27 protein-coding genes are annotated in these 18,382 nt (G+C 63.4%); all 27 read right to left on the bottom strand.

All coding sequences use genetic code 11. The features are described 5' to 3' along the window. Window positions 1-46: 46 nt before the first annotated feature. The 27 genes from ACFOW7_RS02825 to ACFOW7_RS02695 all read right to left on the bottom strand — a co-directional run bounded on the left by ACFOW7_RS02825 (window position 47) and on the right by ACFOW7_RS02695 (window position 18,288). The gene (locus ACFOW7_RS02825; protein ID WP_378160793.1) at window positions 47-823 is read right to left on the bottom strand and encodes a phage tail tube protein; all 777 of its coding nucleotides are present in this window, start codon (window positions 821-823) and stop codon (window positions 47-49) included. Next, entirely contained in the window at window positions 820-1,026 is a 207-nt protein-coding gene (locus ACFOW7_RS02820; RefSeq protein WP_378160791.1) for a DUF7210 family protein, read from the bottom strand. Before ACFOW7_RS02820 ends, ACFOW7_RS02825 begins: the two co-directional genes overlap by 4 nt. Window positions 1,027-1,085: 59 nt before the next feature. Next, on the bottom strand, window positions 1,086-1,436 hold the full coding sequence (locus ACFOW7_RS02815; RefSeq protein ID WP_378160789.1) for a hypothetical protein: 351 nt from the start codon (window positions 1,434-1,436) through the stop codon (window positions 1,086-1,088). Between the two features lie 73 nt (window positions 1,437-1,509). Then, window positions 1,510-2,037, bottom strand: a complete 528-nt coding sequence (locus ACFOW7_RS02810; protein WP_378160787.1) for a hypothetical protein — start codon at window positions 2,035-2,037, stop codon at window positions 1,510-1,512. A gap of 2 nt (window positions 2,038-2,039) precedes the next feature. Next, window positions 2,040-2,348, bottom strand: coding sequence for a head-tail joining protein (locus ACFOW7_RS02805; RefSeq protein ID WP_378160785.1), 309 nt, complete (start codon window positions 2,346-2,348; stop codon window positions 2,040-2,042). A gap of 4 nt (window positions 2,349-2,352) precedes the next feature. Continuing rightward, on the bottom strand, window positions 2,353-3,354 hold the full coding sequence (locus ACFOW7_RS02800; protein ID WP_378160783.1) for a major capsid protein: 1,002 nt from the start codon (window positions 3,352-3,354) through the stop codon (window positions 2,353-2,355). A gap of 65 nt (window positions 3,355-3,419) precedes the next feature. Continuing rightward, on the bottom strand, window positions 3,420-3,770 hold the full coding sequence (locus tag ACFOW7_RS02795; RefSeq protein ID WP_378160781.1) for a head decoration protein: 351 nt from the start codon (window positions 3,768-3,770) through the stop codon (window positions 3,420-3,422). After that, window positions 3,771-4,922, bottom strand: a complete 1,152-nt coding sequence (locus ACFOW7_RS02790) for a head maturation protease, ClpP-related (protein ID WP_378160779.1) — start codon at window positions 4,920-4,922, stop codon at window positions 3,771-3,773. Beyond that, window positions 4,919-6,370, bottom strand: coding sequence for a phage portal protein (locus tag ACFOW7_RS02785; RefSeq protein WP_378160777.1), 1,452 nt, complete (start codon window positions 6,368-6,370; stop codon window positions 4,919-4,921). The genes ACFOW7_RS02790 and ACFOW7_RS02785 overlap by 4 nt, the downstream gene beginning before the upstream one ends. Beyond that, entirely contained in the window at window positions 6,370-6,600 is a 231-nt protein-coding gene (locus tag ACFOW7_RS02780; protein ID WP_378160775.1) for a hypothetical protein, read from the bottom strand. The genes ACFOW7_RS02785 and ACFOW7_RS02780 overlap by 1 nt, the downstream gene beginning before the upstream one ends. 12 nt (window positions 6,601-6,612) lie before the next feature. Next, window positions 6,613-8,514: a phage terminase large subunit family protein gene (locus ACFOW7_RS02775; protein WP_378160772.1), complete on the bottom strand. Its 1,902-nt coding sequence runs from the start codon at window positions 8,512-8,514 to the stop codon at window positions 6,613-6,615. Further along, window positions 8,441-8,965: a hypothetical protein gene (locus ACFOW7_RS02770; RefSeq protein ID WP_378160770.1), complete on the bottom strand. Its 525-nt coding sequence runs from the start codon at window positions 8,963-8,965 to the stop codon at window positions 8,441-8,443. The genes ACFOW7_RS02775 and ACFOW7_RS02770 overlap by 74 nt, the downstream gene beginning before the upstream one ends. Before the next feature lie 187 nt (window positions 8,966-9,152). After that, the gene (locus ACFOW7_RS02765) at window positions 9,153-9,593 is read right to left on the bottom strand and encodes a hypothetical protein (RefSeq protein WP_378160768.1); all 441 of its coding nucleotides are present in this window, start codon (window positions 9,591-9,593) and stop codon (window positions 9,153-9,155) included. A gap of 255 nt (window positions 9,594-9,848) precedes the next feature. Next, window positions 9,849-10,349, bottom strand: coding sequence for a hypothetical protein (locus tag ACFOW7_RS02760; protein WP_378160766.1), 501 nt, complete (start codon window positions 10,347-10,349; stop codon window positions 9,849-9,851). 68 nt (window positions 10,350-10,417) lie between these two features. After that, window positions 10,418-10,540 (bottom strand): hypothetical protein, encoded by a 123-nt coding sequence (locus ACFOW7_RS02755; RefSeq protein WP_378160764.1) that lies wholly within the window; start codon window positions 10,538-10,540, stop codon window positions 10,418-10,420. A 77-nt stretch (window positions 10,541-10,617) separates the two neighbouring features. Next, window positions 10,618-10,962, bottom strand: a complete 345-nt coding sequence (locus ACFOW7_RS02750) for a hypothetical protein (protein WP_378160762.1) — start codon at window positions 10,960-10,962, stop codon at window positions 10,618-10,620. Window positions 10,963-11,105: 143 nt separating this feature from the next. Further along, complete coding sequence (locus ACFOW7_RS02745; protein WP_378160760.1) at window positions 11,106-11,612, bottom strand: hypothetical protein; 507 nt, start codon at window positions 11,610-11,612, stop codon at window positions 11,106-11,108. Beyond that, the gene (locus ACFOW7_RS02740; RefSeq protein ID WP_378160758.1) at window positions 11,600-11,803 is read right to left on the bottom strand and encodes a hypothetical protein; all 204 of its coding nucleotides are present in this window, start codon (window positions 11,801-11,803) and stop codon (window positions 11,600-11,602) included. Before ACFOW7_RS02740 ends, ACFOW7_RS02745 begins: the two co-directional genes overlap by 13 nt. Before the next feature lie 204 nt (window positions 11,804-12,007). Continuing rightward, entirely contained in the window at window positions 12,008-12,520 is a 513-nt protein-coding gene (locus ACFOW7_RS02735; RefSeq protein WP_378160756.1) for a hypothetical protein, read from the bottom strand. Next, a complete protein-coding gene (locus tag ACFOW7_RS02730) occupies window positions 12,465-12,824 on the bottom strand; it encodes a hypothetical protein (protein ID WP_378160754.1) in 360 nt (119 codons plus the stop codon). Before ACFOW7_RS02730 ends, ACFOW7_RS02735 begins: the two co-directional genes overlap by 56 nt. 49 nt (window positions 12,825-12,873) lie before the next feature. Then, window positions 12,874-13,317, bottom strand: a complete 444-nt coding sequence (locus ACFOW7_RS02725) for a hypothetical protein (protein ID WP_378160752.1) — start codon at window positions 13,315-13,317, stop codon at window positions 12,874-12,876. Window positions 13,318-13,370: 53 nt separating this feature from the next. After that, entirely contained in the window at window positions 13,371-13,793 is a 423-nt protein-coding gene (locus ACFOW7_RS02720) for a DUF1064 domain-containing protein (RefSeq protein WP_378160750.1), read from the bottom strand. Further along, window positions 13,790-15,220: a replicative DNA helicase gene (gene dnaB / locus ACFOW7_RS02715; RefSeq protein WP_378160747.1), complete on the bottom strand. Its 1,431-nt coding sequence runs from the start codon at window positions 15,218-15,220 to the stop codon at window positions 13,790-13,792. The genes ACFOW7_RS02720 and dnaB overlap by 4 nt, the downstream gene beginning before the upstream one ends. After that, on the bottom strand, window positions 15,220-16,386 hold the full coding sequence (locus ACFOW7_RS02710) for a replication protein (protein ID WP_378160744.1): 1,167 nt from the start codon (window positions 16,384-16,386) through the stop codon (window positions 15,220-15,222). Before ACFOW7_RS02710 ends, dnaB begins: the two co-directional genes overlap by 1 nt. Then, on the bottom strand, window positions 16,383-16,589 hold the full coding sequence (locus ACFOW7_RS02705) for a hypothetical protein (protein ID WP_378160742.1): 207 nt from the start codon (window positions 16,587-16,589) through the stop codon (window positions 16,383-16,385). Before ACFOW7_RS02705 ends, ACFOW7_RS02710 begins: the two co-directional genes overlap by 4 nt. Before the next feature lie 2 nt (window positions 16,590-16,591). Next, window positions 16,592-17,824: a phosphoadenosine phosphosulfate reductase domain-containing protein gene (locus ACFOW7_RS02700; RefSeq protein WP_378160740.1), complete on the bottom strand. Its 1,233-nt coding sequence runs from the start codon at window positions 17,822-17,824 to the stop codon at window positions 16,592-16,594. Next, window positions 17,821-18,288: a phage regulatory CII family protein gene (locus tag ACFOW7_RS02695; RefSeq protein WP_378160738.1), complete on the bottom strand. Its 468-nt coding sequence runs from the start codon at window positions 18,286-18,288 to the stop codon at window positions 17,821-17,823. Before ACFOW7_RS02695 ends, ACFOW7_RS02700 begins: the two co-directional genes overlap by 4 nt. Window positions 18,289-18,382 lie beyond the last annotated feature (94 nt).

Below are 18,382 nucleotides of genomic sequence, written 5' to 3'. Positions count from 1 at the left end.
AAGAAAAAGCCACGCGAGTGCGTGGCCTTATTCGGGTTACGGTGAGTTATGCAGCTTTTGCCATCTTCGTGATGGAGCCGAATTGACCGTATTCACCGGTCAGTGGCTTGGTCGGATCGGACAGCGCCTGCGCCTTGACGGTGAATTCGGCCAACTTGTCGGTGATCAGGTCGAGCTTGTCGGCAAGGTCCGTCTGAATCCGGTAGTACTCGATCAGCAGCGGCTCGTTGCTGCGCGCGCGGTTCAGCCCTTCGAACCGGAGCCAATGCTCCCGCTCCGTATCGGTCAGCATCGCGACCCGGGTGGCTTTGCCCGCCTTGTAGCTGCGCTTGAGCGGCTGGGTGAATCCATCCAGGTCGAGGAATTCGACCATGCCCTGCTGGCTGAATAGATAGTGTTTACCCAGCTCCAGCGTTTTCGGCGCCGCCGAGCTGTCGACAATCTGGACGTCCGAGACGTTGGGGTACGGCAGCCGGATCAGATCGCCCGCCACCAGCCCCGCCTCGAACGCCTCGTCCGTGGAGGTGCGCTCCGGCAGCTCATGGGCCGAGCCTTTCACCATCCAAAGCAGGTTGGCGACGTTCAGCTTCTGTAGCGGGATTTCGATCTCGATCTCGGGGTCGTCGTACAGCACGAGGTCGGTCATGCCCATACCCGATTGGCTCTCCTTGTGCTTCGAGACATTGCGCTTCTGGGTCACGTTGAGACTGGCGAGGTTACCCAAATGGCGGAATTTTCCGGGCACGCCATTCACCACCTCGGCCACGTAGGCAGAACCCTGCCCCTGGTAGTACTCGGTCTTGCGGTCAATCAACGGGGTCATGCTTTTTCCTTCTTCGTAGTGCGGCGAACGGCGTCGCCTTCGGGTTCTGTCGGTGCGGGTGCGGCGGCGGCAGTGGGCGGGCCAGTCACGCCCAGACCGTCGAGCCACTGCGCTTGGCCGGGCAGGAGGGAAATCTGGGCGCCAGGCTGCAGCTCTTGGCCGGCGTGGATATGCGGTTTCAGCAATTCGCGAGTGACGCGCATGCGGTTCTCCAAAAGGAAAAGGGCCGCGTCTGCGGCCCCTCGGGTGTGGTTGGTGGTGATCAGGTCCAGGGCTTACCGTCGAGCCAGACCAAGTGCGTCCACTCGATCAGCCAGACCAGATAGGCGTCGAGCTTGGGGTCCATGCCGTCCTGGCCGATGTCGCCGACCAGTTGGGCCGGGCCGACGGCCAGCCCCCAGTCCTGTCCGGCCACCGCGCAAGCGATGTCGCTCGCCATGGCGGGCGCTTCGAGTGCTGCGCCGGGCACGAGAGGATCGAGAACCACGCGCGCCTGATACAGCAGGCGGAAGTCGCCGGCACCGTCCCGAATCTCGACCGGCTCTATCGACGCCAGCTCGATGGCGATCAGGGGAACGGGCAGCGCGCCGTCGATCTCGGGGTGAGCCTCCACGGGCGGGCAGTCCTTGATCCGGGACTGGATGCCGGCCACGATTGCCCGCGTCAGCACCTTCGTGCGGTGGTCATCAGGTAATGCGGCCATTTCGTTTCAGCTCCTCAAAATTCAATTCCTGCGTCAGTAGCGCCAGAAAACGGGCTTCGACTTCAGCCGTGTGGACGTGCCATGCGGCGCGCGCTTCACCCTCAATGTCCTCGGTCACGACTTCGATCGGTAGCCGATCCCGCCCGACGCGACGGAACACAGCGCCGCGTCCACTCCGCGCTAACCATGCTTTATCGAAGCGGAACTTGCCGACGCTCACACCCGTGCGGGTTTGCCGCGGCGTACCGAGCCGGGCAGCGGGTATGGCGTTAATGCCGAACCAGACTTTTCCAACTTCGTTGGTCTTGAAGTAAAAGGCGAGGCGCGGCCGAAGTGCCTTCTGCGGCACGCCGGTTTCTTTCGCAACGGCCCGCGCGGCTTGCCCCTTGAACCAGACGCCCAGCTTACGCAACGCGCGACGCTGGGCAGCAGCAAAGGCGGCTTCGGTCAGGCAACTGAACATCTCGCGGGCCGGTTGGATATCGAGCTGGGCGCTCAGTGTGGCGGCCATGATCAGGACTCCCGGCGCAAAGGGATGGCGGACATGCCTGTCCCGTCTGGCTCGGGCAGGCCCAGCACCCTATAGGTGTTGGGTCTGCCCTTGATCGTGACCACGGCCCCCTTTTGAACCGTTGCAGCATCCGCGTCGGGGATCTCGATTACCGGCTGCGTCAGCAGGGTTTTCGACTTACCCAGCTTCGACCCGGTGGTCGGCTCGCTGAAGTAGCCGCGCACCAGGTGGCCGGCGATTTCGATGTCGTCGCCGAGGTGTTCGCGAATGGTCGCGTCGGCTTCGGCGAACAGGTCGCGAAAATCGTCCATCGTGCTACTTCTTCAGCTTGATTTTGACGATGGCGCCGGGACGGGTGCAGATCTGCAAGGGGTTCGACTGAGCTTCCAGCATGATGCCCTTCTTGAAGTCCATCGGCTCTTGCTGGGCGTAGTACGGTAGGCCCATCGTATTGACGGTATCCATGTAGTCGGCCGGGCCAAATTTCGTCTGGAAAAGCCCCGGCACACCCATAGGAATTGCATAACCCTCGTCATCGCCCACGTAAGCGGTTTTCCCCACCTTGCCGCGATAGCGCTCGAAGACGACGCCACAGAAGTCGATGGCTTCGCGCGGATCGCCGCGCAGGCTCGCCGCCATCTGGGTGTTCAGGTAGGTTTCCTTGATGGACTTGTTGGCGAGCAGGGCCATCCAGAGCTGGCGGCCGCACTGCACCCGAACCCCGGTCGTCGTCTGGCCGGGCAGCAGGTCTTCGATAAGGTCGAGCAGCTCAGCGCACTTCAGCCGCATGTCCGTATCGGCTTTGTCCAGGTCCAGACTGAACACGGTCTGCTGAATCTTGAAGCGGTCGTAGAGGTCGAGCAGCACGGTCGTACCGTCCGCGTCCAGGATTTGACCCTTTACAGCGCCGATGCGGTGCCATTCGTGCGTCGCGTCGATCTGGTTGCGCATCTTGGCCAAGCGCTTATTCACGATGGCCTGCACGCCCATCAGCTCGGTCATGCTGCCGAAGGCGCGGATGCCCTGCACCTGGTCGGCGGCAATTGTGGCGCGCTCGGGCAGGTGGATGGTGTTGAACGGAATCAGGCTGCGCTTGCTGCCGTTGACCACCAGGCCAGGCGCGCCCCGTTCGGCTGCCGGCACAAGCGCCAGCGTGTCGCCGTCTTTTTCGATCTGGACAGTAGTGGTGGTGACCCCCTCCTCCTCGAACAACCCCATCGAGCCGAGCCGCGACGGCACCGGTTCCATGTCGTTGATGGTGAAGGTCAAGTTCGGGACCGAAAAAGCTTCGTCCTGAAAGATGTTCATATCGGCCATGTTTTGCGGCTCCAGAAATGCAAAAACCCCGCGATTGCGGGGTCTTGGGTTGGGTGGGTGCGGGGTTAGCGGACGATCACACTGCGCGCAGCAAGGTCGGCGATGGCCTTGTCGTCGAGACCGGTCAGGCAAGCCTGCGCCACCTCGCAATTGCGGACGTGGGCAACAGCGCGCTGCGGCGTGGCCGATTCGGGCTTGGGGGCGAAGAGAATTCCGGTAGCCGTGCCGACGCCGCCCGTCTCGCCCTTCTTGTAGGGCATGTATTCGCCGGTCGCCGTTTTGGTCGCCAGCACCTGGCCAGCGGGTAGCGCCGGGCCGGCGGCCAGTACGATGCCTTCGCGGGAAATCTCGCCATTGCCTTCGGACAGCAGGTGTTCGCCGGCATGCCGGCCTTCGGTCTTGATGGTGTAAGCCATTTACTTCACTCCTTTAGTTTGCTGTTTGCGCTTCTCGAACGTCGCCAGCGGGTTGAGTTTCGAGAGAGCCGACGGCGCGGGGGCTGGCGGATCAGCCGGCGGCGTGTTGTCGATCTCCGGCCCGGCCGCCGCGACGTACTTGTCCAGCAGCTGCGCCTGCACTTCTTCCAGCGTCTTGCCTTCGCGCACATGCGCCAGCGTGTCGCCCGGGTATCGAGCAGCGACGCATAGATCGTGGATCGAAGAGATGCGCCGTTCCTCGGCGGCGACATCGGCCGGCCGCAAGCCCGTGCGGGCTAGCACTATCTCGGTCAGATCAGCGACGCCAGCGCGCCGGCAAGCTGCGGTGATTCGAGCTGCAAGCGCGGCGGGCGTCTCGGTCGGCGGCGGTGTGAGGGTGGGTTCCGGTGCCGGCACCGGGGTCGGATCGGGCGCGGGCGCCGGAGCGGGTTCCGGCGTTTCGCTCGCCCATTTCGGCGCATTGCGATAGCTCGCCATCAGGCGCGGCACCACACATGCCTTCGCGGTGCTGGCGCCGCTGACTTCGTCTGCAAGCCCCAAAGCGACCGCCTCGGTCGGCGTCAACCACGTCTCGGCATCCAGCAGGCGGATCAGCTCCGCGTCGGCAACGGCGGTCGCTTTGCGGCGATAACTCGCCACCAGTGCGGTCCGGCAAACGTCGAGCGCATCAGCCGTTGCGCGCAACTCGGCGGCGTCGCCCATGGCGAAGGTCCACGGGTTGTGGATCATCATCAGGGCGTTATCGGCCATCACGACTTTGTGGGCGCCGACAGCGATGATGCTGGCTGAGCTGGCAGCCCAGCCGTCGACGTAGACCGTGCAGCGGTCGCCCATCTGCGCCAGCAAGTTGTTGATAGCGATCCCGTCGAACACGTCGCCGCCAGGCGAATTGATGTGGACGTTCACCTTCTTTTTGCCATCGTCCAGCGCTTTCAGGTCACGGGAAAAATCAGCGGCACGGATACCCCAGCCTCCGATTTCGTCGTAGATATCGACTCGGACGCTGGCATCGTTCTGGGCGGCCATGTTGTACCAGCGCTGAGTCGGCTTGTCGGTGGCCAAAGGCGCGCTACCGGCGAGCGCACCGGTGCCGCCGGCCATCGCGTAAACACGCGGTCGGATCTTCTTCACGGTAATTCCTTTTCGGGGTCTTCAGATTTCGGGGGAGCGGCGGGACTGCTGCCGTACTGCAGGCCGAGTTTCTTGGCGCGTGCCACGTCCGCTGCGTTCTCGGCATCGATCCGTTCGGCGCTATCTCCGCGCCGCAGCACGACACCGCTACGGCTCGCCAGCCCTTCGTGGATTTCCAGCGCCTGGGCTTGGATGTCCTGCACCGGCTGGATATAGGGCCAGCCCTGCGGCACCCAGACGGTGTCGAGGTAAGCTCGGCGGCGTTTGGCGTAATCGGACAGGATCAGCGCACCAGACAGCACGGCCGCATCCATCCAGGCAGCTCGAATGCGACGACAGGTCGGGATGTAGACGGTCCACTGCCGTTGCTCCAAGCGCCTACGGAAGTCGTTGAGCGCGACACGGATCAGCCGGTCATTCACGCCGCGCAGGTCGCCCGTCAAGATTTCGTAGGGAATGCCGACGCCAGCCGCGACGGCTTGCAGTTGCTGGCGCATGAAGTCGCCGTAGCTGTTCCCCGCGTCGGGCGGGTCCGAGAATTCCACCTCCTCGCCGGGCAGCAGCTTCTGCATCGTGCCGGGCTCAAGAGAAATTAGCGGCGTCCCGTCGTCGGCCACCTCTTCACCCTCGGCGCCGTCGAGTTGCATCTGGTCTTCGGGCGCCGGCTCGCGAATAAAGCCGGCAAAGAGATTGGCGACCTCTTGCCGAAACAGCACCGCATCGTCGTAGGCATCCAGTGACTTGAGCCGCAACAGCACCGGCGCGAGCGTCGGGACGCCGCGAAGCTGCCCAGGCCGCTGCGGGTCTTGAATCTGCAGTACCTGCTCAGCCGGCACGCGGACCGGCTCATTGGATTTGAAGTCGAAGCCGGTTTCACCGGGGTGGCGCGGATACATCCAGTACGCCACCCGTCGTCCGATCCCGTTGAACTCGATGCCCGCGCGGATGCGGTTCCCATTCGGGAGCGGCCGGTTAAGGCTGTGCGGCACCATCTCGGGCTCAAGCAATTGGATCTGCAGCGGGACGCACAGCCCGTCATCGAGCCGGCGCGGCCGCAGACGGACAAACACCTCGCCAGCCATATGCACGGTGCGAGAAATCAGCGATTGCTGGCCGTAGAAGTCAGACAGCCCATCCGCGTCGCTTTCTTCGGTCCACTGCTGCCACAACTCGTCGATTTCCTGACGCACAGCCACATCCGGGTGACGGGACTGGGGAGTAATGCCGGTCCCAATCTCGTTGCTCACGAGCTTGTCCACGGCGGAGAAGGCGTAGGCATCGTCTCGGGCAGCGGCACGCGAGCGATCGCGCAGGGTCTGCAGGCCGGCGGTGACGACCTGGGTGGGGCCAGCAGCGCCGGGCTGCCACGACTTAGCGCGCAAACCCTGGCCGGCTCCCTCGTAACTCGCGCGCATACGGCACGCGGTCTTGGTTTTGTGCCGGGCCATCAGCGCATTCCCTTCCCGGCATTCCGTATCCGCAGGAACCGCGATCGGCCGCGATTGGTGCGCACCACGTCGGCGCGGATTTGGTCGCGCAAGCTGTTAAGCGCCTCGACAGAGGTGGCCTCAAATTTCAACTTCCGGTCAGAAAACTGGATTTCAGAAACCCGTTTCCCGGCAGCAAATTGCAATATGGCGTCCTCGATCTTCTTCAGATCGTCTTTCGTGTAAGCCATTGGGATTCCTATCTACGATCTACGTCGCAGGCGGCCTGATGCGGCGGCCGTGCGCCGGCGGCGCTGCAAAGAAGAAGCCCCGCTCGGCGGCGGGGCTTTGGTGGGTTCTGGTGGTGGTGCCGATGGAGGCGGATCGTCGGGCGGAGGTGTTTCGACCGGCTCGGCGGCGGCCTTGCGTCGTGTCAGCCGCAAGCGGCGTTCGATTTTCAGACCCTCAAGCGCGGCATAGGCGTAGGCCCGGCAATCTAGACCTTCGTTGCGGACGCCCTTGGGTTTGTTCCAGGTGCGCGTTTCGCGACCCCGCTCATCAACCTTGGTCACCAGCGTTTCGGAGGTGGCCTGCTTGAACCATTCCTCGTCGTAGGCCGACGAAAAGTGGCAGTAGCCGGGGCGCCCTTCCTCGATCTCCCAGCGGGCGTAGACCGTCGATTTCGCCGTGTCCACGCCTATCATTCTGACCACATGGCCGACGTATTTCTTCGACTTGCTGAGCTTTCGCGGCCAGACCGGCCGCGGCCCCTCGATGCCTTTGATGGCCCAGATGTTTCGCGCGGCGCGAGGTGTGCAGAACTCATAGACCTGCTGGGTGGAGCTGCCGCCCGAATCGATGCAGGTCGCCAAGATGCGCAGGCTGCGGCCGTCTTCGGTCTGGTAACGGGCCTTGAGCAGGAATTCGTCCAGCTCCTTCCAGACGGCCTCTTCCGCCGTCTTGCCTCGGAAAACTATCGGCTCAATACCCCAAGATGTTTCGCCAACACCCCAGCCAACACCCTCCAGTTCCAGACGGTCAGGATGGGTATCAACACCAGCCGTAATGCACAGCACGTCGGCCGGCAAGCAATCGCCGTCGTAGTTCTCGCGATGCTTGGCCAGCGATTCGCTACTGACCTGTTCGCCCCCGCCGTCCCAGACTTCGCCCATGGAGGTGTTCGTCCAGACCTGCATCGCGGTCGGATCGCCCAGGGCCGCATAGTAGTCGGCGGCCACCTCGCGGAATTTGCGCCAAGGCGAGTACAGCTCGTTGAGCCAGAAGCCAGCGATACGGCTCTTGGGGTTCTCCTTCCGCCACTCTCCACGCGCCAGCATCTGCGGTTTATCCGCGTCCGAGATTAGGCCGCCGCACTTCGGGCAGGCCATGTGCATGGTGTCGGGGTCGTCGTTGAGGATCGACCGGTTTCCCCACAACAGGACATGCATGTGCTGGCAGTGCGGGCAGGGCACGTAGTAGCGGCGCTGGTCGGACGCCTGCCAGAACTCATCGATCCGGCTGTAGCCCTTGATGGTCGGTGTCGAAAACCAGCCCAATCGCTTGCGGTCACGGAAGGTGACCGTGCGCTTTCGCACCAGCCGCGTCGAATCGCCTTCAGTCCCCGCCGATCTGGCCCAACGGTCGATTTCGTCGCCAACGACGATGCGGATCGGCCGAGACGCCAACCCCGCCGGCGCGTTCGAGCCGATCATCGTCAGATGTCCGCCCGGAAATGTCTTATGCAAGATGGTGTTGCCGCTATCCCGGCTTTTGGGATCGCGCACCAATCCGCGCAAGACTGGCGTATCTCGCAGCATGGGCGCCAAGCGATCCTTGGAGAACGTCTCCGACATCTCCACCGTCGGCTGGCCAGACAGCATCGGCGCCGGATCGAGATGCATGTAGTAGCCGATGACGGCCTTGATGACCAACGTCTTCCCGACCTGCGCCGAGCTTTTGACTACGATTTCCTCGACCTCTTCATTGAAGGCGTCAAGGATGCCCTTCTGGTATGGCGCCCGATCCGTGCTGTACCGACCCGGTTCAGCGCTGTCTTCAGGCGACAGGTGGAGATAGAGGTTGGCCCATTCGCTAACCGTCAGCGTCGGCGGCGGCGCCCATATCGGCATCACCTGCCGAATGGCCTGCGTCTGCATCTGGTTCATCGTCTGCACCTTCAGGTTTCCAGGCGGCCAACTCGGCCAGCGCCTCATAAACCATGTCGCGTGTCAGCCGTTCGATTTGCTGTTCCGTCATCCCCACGGCGCGCGGCGCCAAGCGAGCGGCCAGCGTCAAAAACTTGGCGCGTGAGGCACCGACCATTGCCGACCAAGCGTCCTGCGCCTGTGCCAGCGGGATCAATTCGCCTCGAAGCTGGGCCAATTCGAGTTCGGTTTTGTCCGCCTGCGCAGCGGCGAGCCGGGCGCGTTCATTCGTGAGGTCCAAACCCCCGCCATTGCCCATCCGGCCGGCAGCCTGTTCACGTAGACGCCGGATATAAGCAATCCGCGCCTCATCAAAACCGGAACCCTTCGGAAACACTTTCAGCCGTTGCAGCTCCCGAATTTGCCGATCGGATAAATCCAGGTGCTCGCCAAGCTCTTGTTGCGTCGGCATATTTTTCCCTTTAAGCCAAAACCGGAAGCGGAACCCCCTATAGGGGTCTGTGACTAGCGAAAACTCGCGGGTCCGCGCCCCCGCAACGGCCTCAAATCCCCAGGGTCCCCTCGCTTACGCGCGCACGTGTGTGTGCGTGCGTGCAGGTGCGCGCGTGGACGTGCGTACACGTGAGGCCGACCCGTCGTCATCGCCGACCGACCCACATCGCCAGTCGCCGCCACCATCGCCAAACCGTCCACCACCTCGGCAATCGAATTGGCCTGCTGGGCTGCAGCACGATCAGCACGCCTACCTCTCGGTCCTCGCTCACCAGTTGAACGCCATGGGGATCGGGGTCATGCACCACCACATCGTCGACAGCGACCATCGAATGCCAGGTGTTCTCGCCTGTCCTGCCACGCCACTCGTGATGCAGCCCACTAAGCCCGCTTCTCTTGGGGTCGAACGTATTGGCCAGGTCGACGTATCCCAGGTTGAACGGCTGTAGCCACGTATTGACGCGCTGTAGCCATACATCTCGTGTAGGCCCGTCGTGCATGAAGTGGGGAATGCAGTCGATTGGTGCTTGAAGGGTGGAAGCCAGATAGGCCGAGAAGCAGTTGCCGTATGTCCTGCCGTTGAACACCGTCTGAGTCGCCAGGATCACCGCTGTGCCCGCCCGTGTGCGCTTATATGCGGTACGTCGAACGCCTCGCAGCGCCTTACCCCGCCAATCAGCGCTTGCCCCTCACCTTCAAACGCCGTACTGGTGGGTGCATGGGCACGCTCGTCCGCTTTCCGCCCCTTGAAGCGCTCCAGGGCAATATCGGCCCATCGGCTCTTGCTCAGATGGCACGCTGTGAACGCGTACAGGCTGTCCCACAGGCCAATGTGCACGCGGTTATGGGCGTCGAGGTCCCGCATCATGGTCAGGATCGGCAGCAAAGGCTCCGGGGTGCTGGTCATGGTTTGCCTTTCGTGGAAATGGGCCCGCGCGTGACGGCAGGGCTAAGTCTTTTAGGAGGTCGGCCAGCTCTTGCGATTCGTTGCGCTGGCGGTCGAAACAGTCCAGGTCTACCACCTGGAGACCGCGGACGCTCGCTGCCTGCTGGAACTCCCAATAGCCATCCCGATCGCGGAAATATGCTTCGTACCCCGCGGCAAGAACGATGGCTCCTCCCGGAAGGGCAGAGGCGGCCCAGTCGCAAAGCGCGATGATTCGACACCGCCGCCGGATGTCACTCTTATCCAGACATTTCAGACACCAGCGCCCGTGCCTTCCTAACACCGAGTCCATGAAAATGCAGTCAAAGGTGATCATGGCGTGACTGCCCAGCATGTAGATCGGCTTGTTGCTACACAGCAGGGCCAGAATCAATCGGAATTGCTCTTTCAGCGTCATGGCCTTGTTGTCCTGGGGGAAAAGAAGAAGCCCCGCGCATGGGCGGGGCTGGGTGTGGGTGACGGGCGCTACGACCAGGCCGGCAGGGCCACGGCCCTAAGCCACTTGAGCGGCTGCCCGACCCAGTAGCCGAACGTCCGCTGCCGGCGCCATTCGAGTTCGGCGCGGAAGCGGGCGTGGTATCGGCTCATGGCCGCCTCCCGCTCCGGGTCCGGTGTCGTGGCCGGGGCGTTCGGATCGGCCGGCGCGCGAAAGGGCGGGATGCTCACTACGCGCGCTCGATGAGGTTGATCAGCTCGACCAGCTCTTGGTGCAGGTGGTTGGCGCAACGCGTCACCTCGAAGACCTGTTGCCCGTCCAGTTCGGTGACCGGGCGGCGCACCAGCTCTTGCTCGTATGCCCGCAGGGACTCGATGAGTTCGCGGAAGTCCTCGATGTCGCCCAGTTCATACAGCTTCTGAAGCGCCGCCCCGGCCTTGCCAAGCGCAACATCAGCCCGAAAACGGTGCGCCAGGGTTTCGAGGTTGTAATGGGCGGCTTGGCGCTGCTTGTGGAAGTCTTCGCCCAGGATGGCCTGTGTGGTCGAAAGCATGGTTACCGGCGTCGTTTGCATGGCGTGCCCTTGAAATGGAAGCGCCCGCGCGTGGCGGGCGTGTGGGTGCAGGTGGTGCAGGTGGTGCAAGTGCAGCAGCGGGGTCAGTAGCTCGTCGCCGCACTGGGCGGGCATTGGAACTGATGCTTCTTGGTGCTCTAGCTCTAAAACTGGCGAGTCAAAACTGGCCCTGCGGATTTCTCGTCCTCGTTAACCCAGGCAGCAATTTCGCCTCTTCTGGATTCCATCCTGCCCCAGACATGGTTTATCACATCGTCAAGGTCTTGCGAGCAGAACGCCTGCGCTTTTTGGCTCGTCACCCTTTCTCTTCCGACCTCCAAAAAACAAACCTCTCGCGCTGACGAATCCTTGATTTCAAAGGATAACTGCATAACAAATTTTGAACTTTTGGAACTCACCAAAGAGACCGCAAATTTATAGGTCCCATCCGAGTAACTTAAATTGGGATGAAAACCGGACTTATACGCATCTATATCGAACTTGCCGAGAAACGCATCTCCTTGGCTAACCCTGCCTTTGAGTTTGGTTATTAAGGTGTGCTGCAAAGAAGTGACCCAGGTGGGAATTTGTTGTGGTTGCACGATGACTTCCTCCTGCTGGTTGTTGGGCTTCCAGCATGGCACCAGCGCACCGAGGATCAAGCCGGCCATCCCCACCAAAACCCGGGACAGCGTGCCCGGGCGTCCGCTTCCGCACGCTCGATATCTGCCTTGAGTTGTGTCCGGGCATCGATCCAGGCGGTGGCCTCGGTGGTCGCCAGCAGTTCGGCGTCATGGTGCAGGTGGTCGTCGAGCAAGAGCCGGCCGCTGGAGCTGAGCTGCAAGTAATAGGTCTCGGTCATGGCAGGGCCCGAAATAAAAGCCGCCGTGGCGTCGGCGGCAGCGTCCCGCTCAGGACGCAAAAGGGATGGCGCAGAAACGCAAAAACCCCGCCGAAGCGAGGTTTTTTGCGGGACTGCGTGCGGTAGACGCAATAAGTCGGTGTATCTCAAGAGCCGACTATACGCCGGATGTTTCGGCGATTCAATAGCGAACAATCAAATAGCTCAACAACAATTAGGCAGCAATCCAGCGCAAATCAACATGGTCGACATCTCGTCGTGAGCCTCAGCCTCGACCTTTTTCAGCGCCTCGACGATCTTCTGACTGTGGCGTCGCGCCTGGTCGACGCTGCTGCTGTGGTTCTTGGCGATGGTTTCGAATGTGGCTTTGCCGCCCTTGGGCAGGAAATGACGCATCACCAGTGCCATCGCCAGCCTTGGATGGCACTTAGGCGCGGCCACCATGGCGACCTCGGTGGTCAAAAGGGTGAGCACGCCCAGCCACTCGTCAATGGGCATCGAGTTGGGGCAGCAAGGGCACTTCGTCATCTGCTCGCCGAAGCGCGCCCGGAGCGCCGCCTCCCTCACCTTCCCGAGCGACCCCGCTTTGCGAAGAATCGCCGCAGACTCACCGGCACCATCCAAGCCGGCAAGCCCTTTGCCGCTCCCCATTGGTGTCGGATCAATAGACGGCGCTCGCGCGTGTTGCTGCCCCGCGAAGCGGTAGGCGAACACCATAACCGCCGAAAGCTTGTCCCACATCGGTTCTTGCACGATTCTTCCCTCTCTTCTTAATCTGCGACGCAGCCGCCCAGGCCACGCCCGCCACTTCATCAACCCGCGTCGGCTCGTCCAAGGCGCCACCGACCATCGATACTTCGCGCACCGTCGCGCCGACCAGGGCTACGATCACCCCGCCCCACGCCGGCGCGGTCACCACAAGCCACCCGAGCGCAACGCCCTCGACCTGCAGCCCAACCAACAGACCGAATACCAGCGCTACAGCCCCAACAGCCCACTGCGTCTTATTCTGCTTTTGCATGCTCTTTTCCTCCTTAGTGCCGGCGCCGCCCGCCGGCTGGCCGCCCTGATCACCCCTGCGCATCCCGCAACGTCAGCGTCCTGCCGCCATACGACCGCGCGACGACGCTCCCGCCCTTCGTCAGCGGCACCACCGTCTTATGCCGGCGTCGAATCAGCCGACCCACGCGCTCTTCAACGCTACGCAACCACTGCCCCTGTCCCTCCGCCTTCAGCTCGACGTCGCCCACCCGTTCGCGCAGCTCGTCCACATCGGCCCGGCGCTCGGTCAATTCCGACTCGACTTGACCGAGCCGGCGCATGGCTTTGCACGCCACCTTCACCGCCGCGGTCGAGCGGTCCTCGATGCCCTCGATGCGTGCCTGAAGCGCTTTCACCTCGTCCACTTGCCGACCCAGCGCCTTGCCCACCACGAACAAGGCGCCCGCGCACAGCAGCAAGCCGGCGCAAGACAGCAGGACCAGCCCCAGGTACGCCAATTCCAGCTTCGTCATCGTCTTCTTCCCCTTCTTCCTCGCCGGCGTCACGGGCCGCCGGCCTGCCCTGTTCACTTCGTTGCGGCTGGCTTGGCCTTCGGCTTGCGGCGCCGATCGATCTCCACCACCCGGATGCCATGGCGCCAGAGCATCAGCTTGCGCTTGATGATGTAGTGCAGCGTTTTCATGGCCTTCACGTCCTGCACCTCGACCCGGCCATCGGCAAACGTGACGCGGAAGTCGGCCAAGTAGGTACAGGCGCGCTCGACGACACGGCCGTCGATACGCTGGCTCGGCATCAACTCGAACTTGACCTGGCGCTCGATTTGCACGACACGGCGCTCGGGTGCGGTCTCGTTCTGGGCCAAGAGCAGCGTGTGGTAGTGCTCGCGCTCGGCCCTCGAATCGAAGCCATCCGCATCCCTCACGGTGTTGAACTTGCCCGGCTTTCTCTTGGCGCCGGCCGCTGCCGTCGGAGTACGGCGGAAAGTCATAGGTCGTGGTCCTCATGGCTACGGAATTTCGGTTTCTGAGCGCGCGGCTCGGCAGGACGCCAGTCAGCGGCGAGGTCGCGGACGCGACTGCAGGCGCCGTCCCATTGCGCTCGAACGGTCTCGTTCGCGCGCCCCTGGCGCTGCTTGCCGATGATGATTTCGATGACGCCCCGCTCGGCCGAGTCGGGGTTGTACTGCTCGTCGCGGTAGATCAGGAGGATGGTGTCGGCGTCCTGCTCGATGGCGCCCGATTCGCGCAGATCCGACATCAGCGGGCGCTTGTCGGCGCGCTGTTCGACGCCGCGCGAAAGCTGCGACAGCGCGAAGACCGGGCAGTCCATCTCCTTCGCGAGCGCCTTCAAGCCCGCGCTGATCTGGCTGATTTCCTGGGTGCGGTTTTCGGCGCCCGGGGAGCGCATGAGCTGGAGGTAGTCCACGACGATTGCGGCAAGGTGCCCCTGCTTGCGCTTGACCTTGCGGGCCTTGGCGCGCACCTGGGCGAGCGTGAGGCCCGGCCGGTAGTCAATGGTCTGCTGCAAGTTGTTGATCGTCTTCGTGGCCACCGTGAGCCGTGCCCAGTCGGTGTCGTCGAGTTCGGCCGCTTGCAGCTTGCTCAGCTCGACGCCGGAATGCGCGGCAAGCTGGCGGTCGCTGTCCTGCTCCTCGCTCATCTCCAGCTCAAAGCGCAGGACGTGGCCGCCGTTGCGGTGGCCGATCATCGAGATGGCGTCCGCAATGATCGACTTCAGCACCGACTTGCCCGATCCGGGGCGGCCGGCAATCACGATCAATTCGCCGCGGCCGAATCCGCCGCCGGCCAGCTTCGCGTCCAGGCCCTTGAGGCCCGACGGCACCCGGTTGGATGCCGCTTCGCCTTCGGTGTAACGGCGGTCGAGGCGGCGCAGGGCGCGCTCCAGCAGTTGCTGGGACGAACACGTCATGATGTCGTCGCTGGCACCCTGCTGTGTCAGTGCTTCGAGTTCGGCTGCCGCGTCGAGCAGGGCCTCGGCGGGTGCCTGCTTGCCGGCGCCCATCAGGTTGTCGATGAGGTGTGCCGCCGCCCGCAGCCCGCCGCGTACTGTGGCGCGCTGGATAACGATATCGGCGTAGCGGCGGAGGTTGGCTGCGCTAGGGATGTTGTTCGAGATCGCGGCGAGGTAGGCCAGACCACCGGCGCGGTCGAGTTCGCCCCGGGCTTCCAAGTGTTCGCCGAGCGTGATCGCATCGGCACCGCGGCCGGCGTCCAGTAGCCGGGCAATGCCGGCGTACAGCAGGCCGTTGGCGTGATCGGCGAAGTGGGACGGTGCGAGCTGGCCGGCGATGTCGTCGTAGGCGTCGTTACAGACCAGCAGGCCGCCGATGATGGCCTGCTCGGCGTGCGCCGTGATTTCGGCGTCGTGTTCGAGGTGATCAGCAGCGGCGCCCATCAGCGTGCCTCCCTCTGGAAGTCGGCACGGTCGAAGTCGCCAGTGTGGATGCGGTCCCGGTTTGACGGCCGCGCCCACCAGTCGAAGGTTTTGACGCCGAATTTGGCCGGGTCCAGGCGGCGCGCGGTGTAGTTCAAGGCGGCACGGATGCGCTGGAACAGCAGGTCGGGGTTCTGCTCTAGCGCCTCGGCGCCGTGTTTCTCGACGATCTTCTGGCGGATCTTCTCGACCATGGCATCGAGCGCATTGGCGCGGTCAGCCGTCCACTCGCTCGGCGCCACCACAAACGCGCCCAGTTCGTCAGCCAGGATGTCGATGAACTCGGCTTGCGTCGGCGACCAGGACGGCAACACGCTCGCCTCTTCGTCGAGCCAGCCCGCCGCGTTCAGCCAGGTGGCAGGGTGCGGGATGAACTGGCCGCCGTCGCGCTGCCAGTCCGTGGACAGCCGCTGGCGCTCAACAGCCGCCACGATAGCGGCCTGCAGGTCTGCATCAGGGGCCAGCTTCTGCCAAGCCTTCTGCGCCAGCGCTTTACCCTTGCGCTTCGGATAGACCGCCCAGAACGCATCGAAGCCCGCCAATGCGTCTACAGCCTTCGGTTTTGCAGCCGGGGTTGACGCCGGTTCAACAGCACCGACAGCCGGGACAGGATCAGCGCCTGTGCTTGCACTCACGCCCGCGTTTTTTTGCTTACTCTCTTTTGTCTGTTGGAGTTGTCTATTGTGCGTGGTGTTTTGCCACGGCTCGGCGTGGTGTTTTGCCACGTTCGTGGTGGTGGCCGTGGTGTTTTGCCACGGGGAAAAGTCCCACTTGAGCGGGTCATTGATTGCTACCACCGAGCCATACCGGCCTTTGCGCGCCGTGATGACCTGGGCGTCGACGAGGGCGTGAAAAGCACGTGATGCGTCTGATCGATCAATACCGGCGAGGTCAGCAAGCTGCTGAATCGTGCAGTCGTCGCCCTCAGCCTTGCCGTAGCCGTAAGTCTTCCGCACTACGGCAAGCGCGATCTTCAGGCACCGGCCTGGCAGATCCGCTTCCAGCAGGGCATCAAACACTGCATTGGGGATGGCCACGAAGCCGCCAGCCTCTTCCATACGCCGATGCCCTTCGCTTCCTTGTCTGGCCCGACGCACATCGTCGAGCCGCATTACCGTGGCGGTCATACTGTCCTCCCAAGCACCCGTTTGCGGGCTTCCATCCGGCCGATCTGGGCGGCACTACGTGCCCGGATTTCGGCCATCATTTCGTCGTGATGCATTCGTGCTGCCGATCGATCACCCGCGTGCCAAGCGGCCAGCATGGCGTCGGACAACCGGGCAATCCGGCGCTCGCGGCGCCAGTCCAGATACCGTTGAATCGGGTTCATGGTCAGTCAGCCCCAAACAGCAGCGGCTGCACCGCGCCGTTCTGGTAAACGATGTCGAGCGGCACGGTCGCCAGCGGCTCGTCGCCGCCCCAGCCTTGCGGCCAAGTCTCGGCGGCGATCAGCTCGCGGATGCGCGCTTCTTCTTCCGGGTTGAGGAGGTCAATCAGAGGGCGCCGCAGGACTTGGGCGGCGGTGTTGCATTCGGCCTGGATGGCGAGGACGCGGTCCAGCCCCATAAGGCGGGCTTCGAACGTCAGCGGTCCCATGCGCTGCGGGTTCGCAGCGATGCTGCCGTCCTTCAAGCGCTCGGCGCCAGCCTTGCGCAGGCGGTGCTGCGGCTCCCGTAGTTCGCGCCACAGCGGGCGCAGCCCCTTCAGCGGCGTGAGGTAAGCCCAAAGTGGGTTCGCAAGGATGGCGTCGAGCGCCTTGTCTTCCTGGGCAAGTGGACAGCCTGTACAGCCGGTCCGGGCGTTGATCTCTTCCGCCTCGTCGCCGCCGTAGGCATCCGCGACGGTCGCCGTGGACCAGTCGCCGAACTCGGGCGTCGGCGCCCAGTGGCGCAGCCATTGCCAGACGTGGCAAACCCGCCAGTGCAGAAGGGGCGCCAGCGTGGCGATCCGACCGCGTAGCCCTTGAGCGTTCGGCAGTACTTGCTGATACCAGCCCTGCCCGCACTCGGCACCGTCCTTACCGCACGACATTTCGATGCGACGATCACGAATCGCACTCTCGCCCTGGCGCACGCCGGTGATCATCAGGATCTGACCGTCGAGTTCGTCGAGCCGGTCGCGTAGCGCCTGCTCCATCGGGTCGATCTTGATCTGGCGGGTGCACCACCGCAGCGTGTTGTTGTTCGGCGGCGGGACGCCTCGACCAAGGATGTAGACGAGGAACCGCTTATCCATCGGTGCGCGGACGACTTCGACTTGGATGCCGCGCTCGACCAGTTCGTCGATGATCTGTGCGGCCGCGATCGCGAGCGGGGCGAGTTCCAAGCGCGTGTCGGCGTAGAAAACGTTGAGCGTCTTCGGCCCCTTGATCTTGCCGGTGTCGATCAGGTACGTGATCAGCGTCAGTGTCGCCATGCTGTCCTTCCCACCGCTCCAGGCGATACCCCAGTGGTTATGGTCGGGGCCGTAGGCTTGGAGCGACTGAATCGTCAGCTCGATAGCGTCGGTCATCTGCAGACGGCTAGCGCCGGCGGCAAAGAGGTCGAGTTGTTGGCGGGCGCTCACGACTCGCCCCGCTCGGTGGGGGCGGGCTCGGCCATACCTCGTAGCGCCGCAAGCCCAGCATCTGCCGCCGTCGCAAGCCGCATCACCTCGCGCTCCACTGCGCGAACTTCATCGGCACCGACTCGACCGTCGGCGACTGCAGCATGGAACGCTGCCCCTACTTCTCCAGCTCGCGCGAACAGGGCAGTTACAGCCCCCAGCACGTCCAGATCAGCGGCACCAGCGAGTCGATCAGTCCGCACCAGCATGTAGCCAGCACCGCTCGCCCAGGCATGCAGGACACGATAGTCCCCCGTGACATCCGCAATGCGCACGGCCTCGCTGAGCGTCAAGTGATGTGTAGTGTTGTTGGGATTGGCTTTGTTGCGGAGAACGGCAGGGCTGATCCCGATGCGTGGCCCAAGTGATTCGGAGCCACCGGGATAGTCGTGAACGGTAGCGTAAGCGGCATCAGAGACGTTCATTGGCCGCTCCGCTGAACGTGTTTTTTCTGGGGGGCGGCGGCTACATTCGGAGCGGATGAGCTTTGTTCGCGCCACCAAGCGCGGAGAAGCTCCG

The sequence above is a fragment of the Chitinimonas lacunae genome (genome assembly GCF_042650885.1).
Lineage (GTDB): Bacteria > Pseudomonadota > Gammaproteobacteria > Burkholderiales > Chitinimonadaceae > Chitinimonas_A > Chitinimonas_A lacunae.
Note: the sequence above shows the minus strand (reverse complement) of the source record. Positions and strands in the feature narration are given on the sequence as shown.

What these genes read in the sequence shown, in the direction of transcription:
- ACFOW7_RS02780 (WP_378160775.1), bottom strand. Translation starts at nt 6,600, where the DNA reads ATGGCTTACACGAAAGACGATCTGAAGAAGATCGAGGACGCCATATTG.
- ACFOW7_RS02775 (WP_378160772.1), bottom strand. Translation starts at nt 8,514, where the DNA reads ATGAACCAGATGCAGACGCAGGCCATTCGGCAGGTGATGCCGATATGG.
- ACFOW7_RS02705 (WP_378160742.1), bottom strand. Translation starts at nt 16,589, where the DNA reads ATGAACCCGATTCAACGGTATCTGGACTGGCGCCGCGAGCGCCGGATT.
- ACFOW7_RS02735 (WP_378160756.1), bottom strand. Translation starts at nt 12,520, where the DNA reads ATGGTGTTCGCCTACCGCTTCGCGGGGCAGCAACACGCGCGAGCGCCG.
- ACFOW7_RS02695 (WP_378160738.1), bottom strand. Translation starts at nt 18,288, where the DNA reads ATGAACGTCTCTGATGCCGCTTACGCTACCGTTCACGACTATCCCGGT.
- ACFOW7_RS02725 (WP_378160752.1), bottom strand. Translation starts at nt 13,317, where the DNA reads ATGACGAAGCTGGAATTGGCGTACCTGGGGCTGGTCCTGCTGTCTTGC.
- ACFOW7_RS02785 (WP_378160777.1), bottom strand. Translation starts at nt 6,370, where the DNA reads ATGGCCCGGCACAAAACCAAGACCGCGTGCCGTATGCGCGCGAGTTAC.
- ACFOW7_RS02825 (WP_378160793.1), bottom strand. Translation starts at nt 823, where the DNA reads ATGACCCCGTTGATTGACCGCAAGACCGAGTACTACCAGGGGCAGGGT.
- dnaB (WP_378160747.1), bottom strand. Translation starts at nt 15,220, where the DNA reads ATGGGCGCCGCTGCTGATCACCTCGAACACGACGCCGAAATCACGGCG.
- ACFOW7_RS02720 (WP_378160750.1), bottom strand. Translation starts at nt 13,793, where the DNA reads ATGACTTTCCGCCGTACTCCGACGGCAGCGGCCGGCGCCAAGAGAAAG.
- ACFOW7_RS02730 (WP_378160754.1), bottom strand. Translation starts at nt 12,824, where the DNA reads ATGCAAAAGCAGAATAAGACGCAGTGGGCTGTTGGGGCTGTAGCGCTG.
- ACFOW7_RS02810 (WP_378160787.1), bottom strand. Translation starts at nt 2,037, where the DNA reads ATGGCCGCCACACTGAGCGCCCAGCTCGATATCCAACCGGCCCGCGAG.
- ACFOW7_RS02760 (WP_378160766.1), bottom strand. Translation starts at nt 10,349, where the DNA reads ATGACGCTGAAAGAGCAATTCCGATTGATTCTGGCCCTGCTGTGTAGC.
- ACFOW7_RS02710 (WP_378160744.1), bottom strand. Translation starts at nt 16,386, where the DNA reads ATGACCGCCACGGTAATGCGGCTCGACGATGTGCGTCGGGCCAGACAA.
- ACFOW7_RS02745 (WP_378160760.1), bottom strand. Translation starts at nt 11,612, where the DNA reads ATGGCCGGCTTGATCCTCGGTGCGCTGGTGCCATGCTGGAAGCCCAAC.
- ACFOW7_RS02800 (WP_378160783.1), bottom strand. Translation starts at nt 3,354, where the DNA reads ATGGCCGATATGAACATCTTTCAGGACGAAGCTTTTTCGGTCCCGAAC.
- ACFOW7_RS02795 (WP_378160781.1), bottom strand. Translation starts at nt 3,770, where the DNA reads ATGGCTTACACCATCAAGACCGAAGGCCGGCATGCCGGCGAACACCTG.
- ACFOW7_RS02750 (WP_378160762.1), bottom strand. Translation starts at nt 10,962, where the DNA reads ATGCAAACGACGCCGGTAACCATGCTTTCGACCACACAGGCCATCCTG.
- ACFOW7_RS02755 (WP_378160764.1), bottom strand. Translation starts at nt 10,540, where the DNA reads ATGAGCCGATACCACGCCCGCTTCCGCGCCGAACTCGAATGGCGCCGG.
- ACFOW7_RS02770 (WP_378160770.1), bottom strand. Translation starts at nt 8,965, where the DNA reads ATGCCGACGCAACAAGAGCTTGGCGAGCACCTGGATTTATCCGATCGG.
- ACFOW7_RS02820 (WP_378160791.1), bottom strand. Translation starts at nt 1,026, where the DNA reads ATGCGCGTCACTCGCGAATTGCTGAAACCGCATATCCACGCCGGCCAA.
- ACFOW7_RS02740 (WP_378160758.1), bottom strand. Translation starts at nt 11,803, where the DNA reads ATGACCGAGACCTATTACTTGCAGCTCAGCTCCAGCGGCCGGCTCTTG.
- ACFOW7_RS02805 (WP_378160785.1), bottom strand. Translation starts at nt 2,348, where the DNA reads ATGGACGATTTTCGCGACCTGTTCGCCGAAGCCGACGCGACCATTCGC.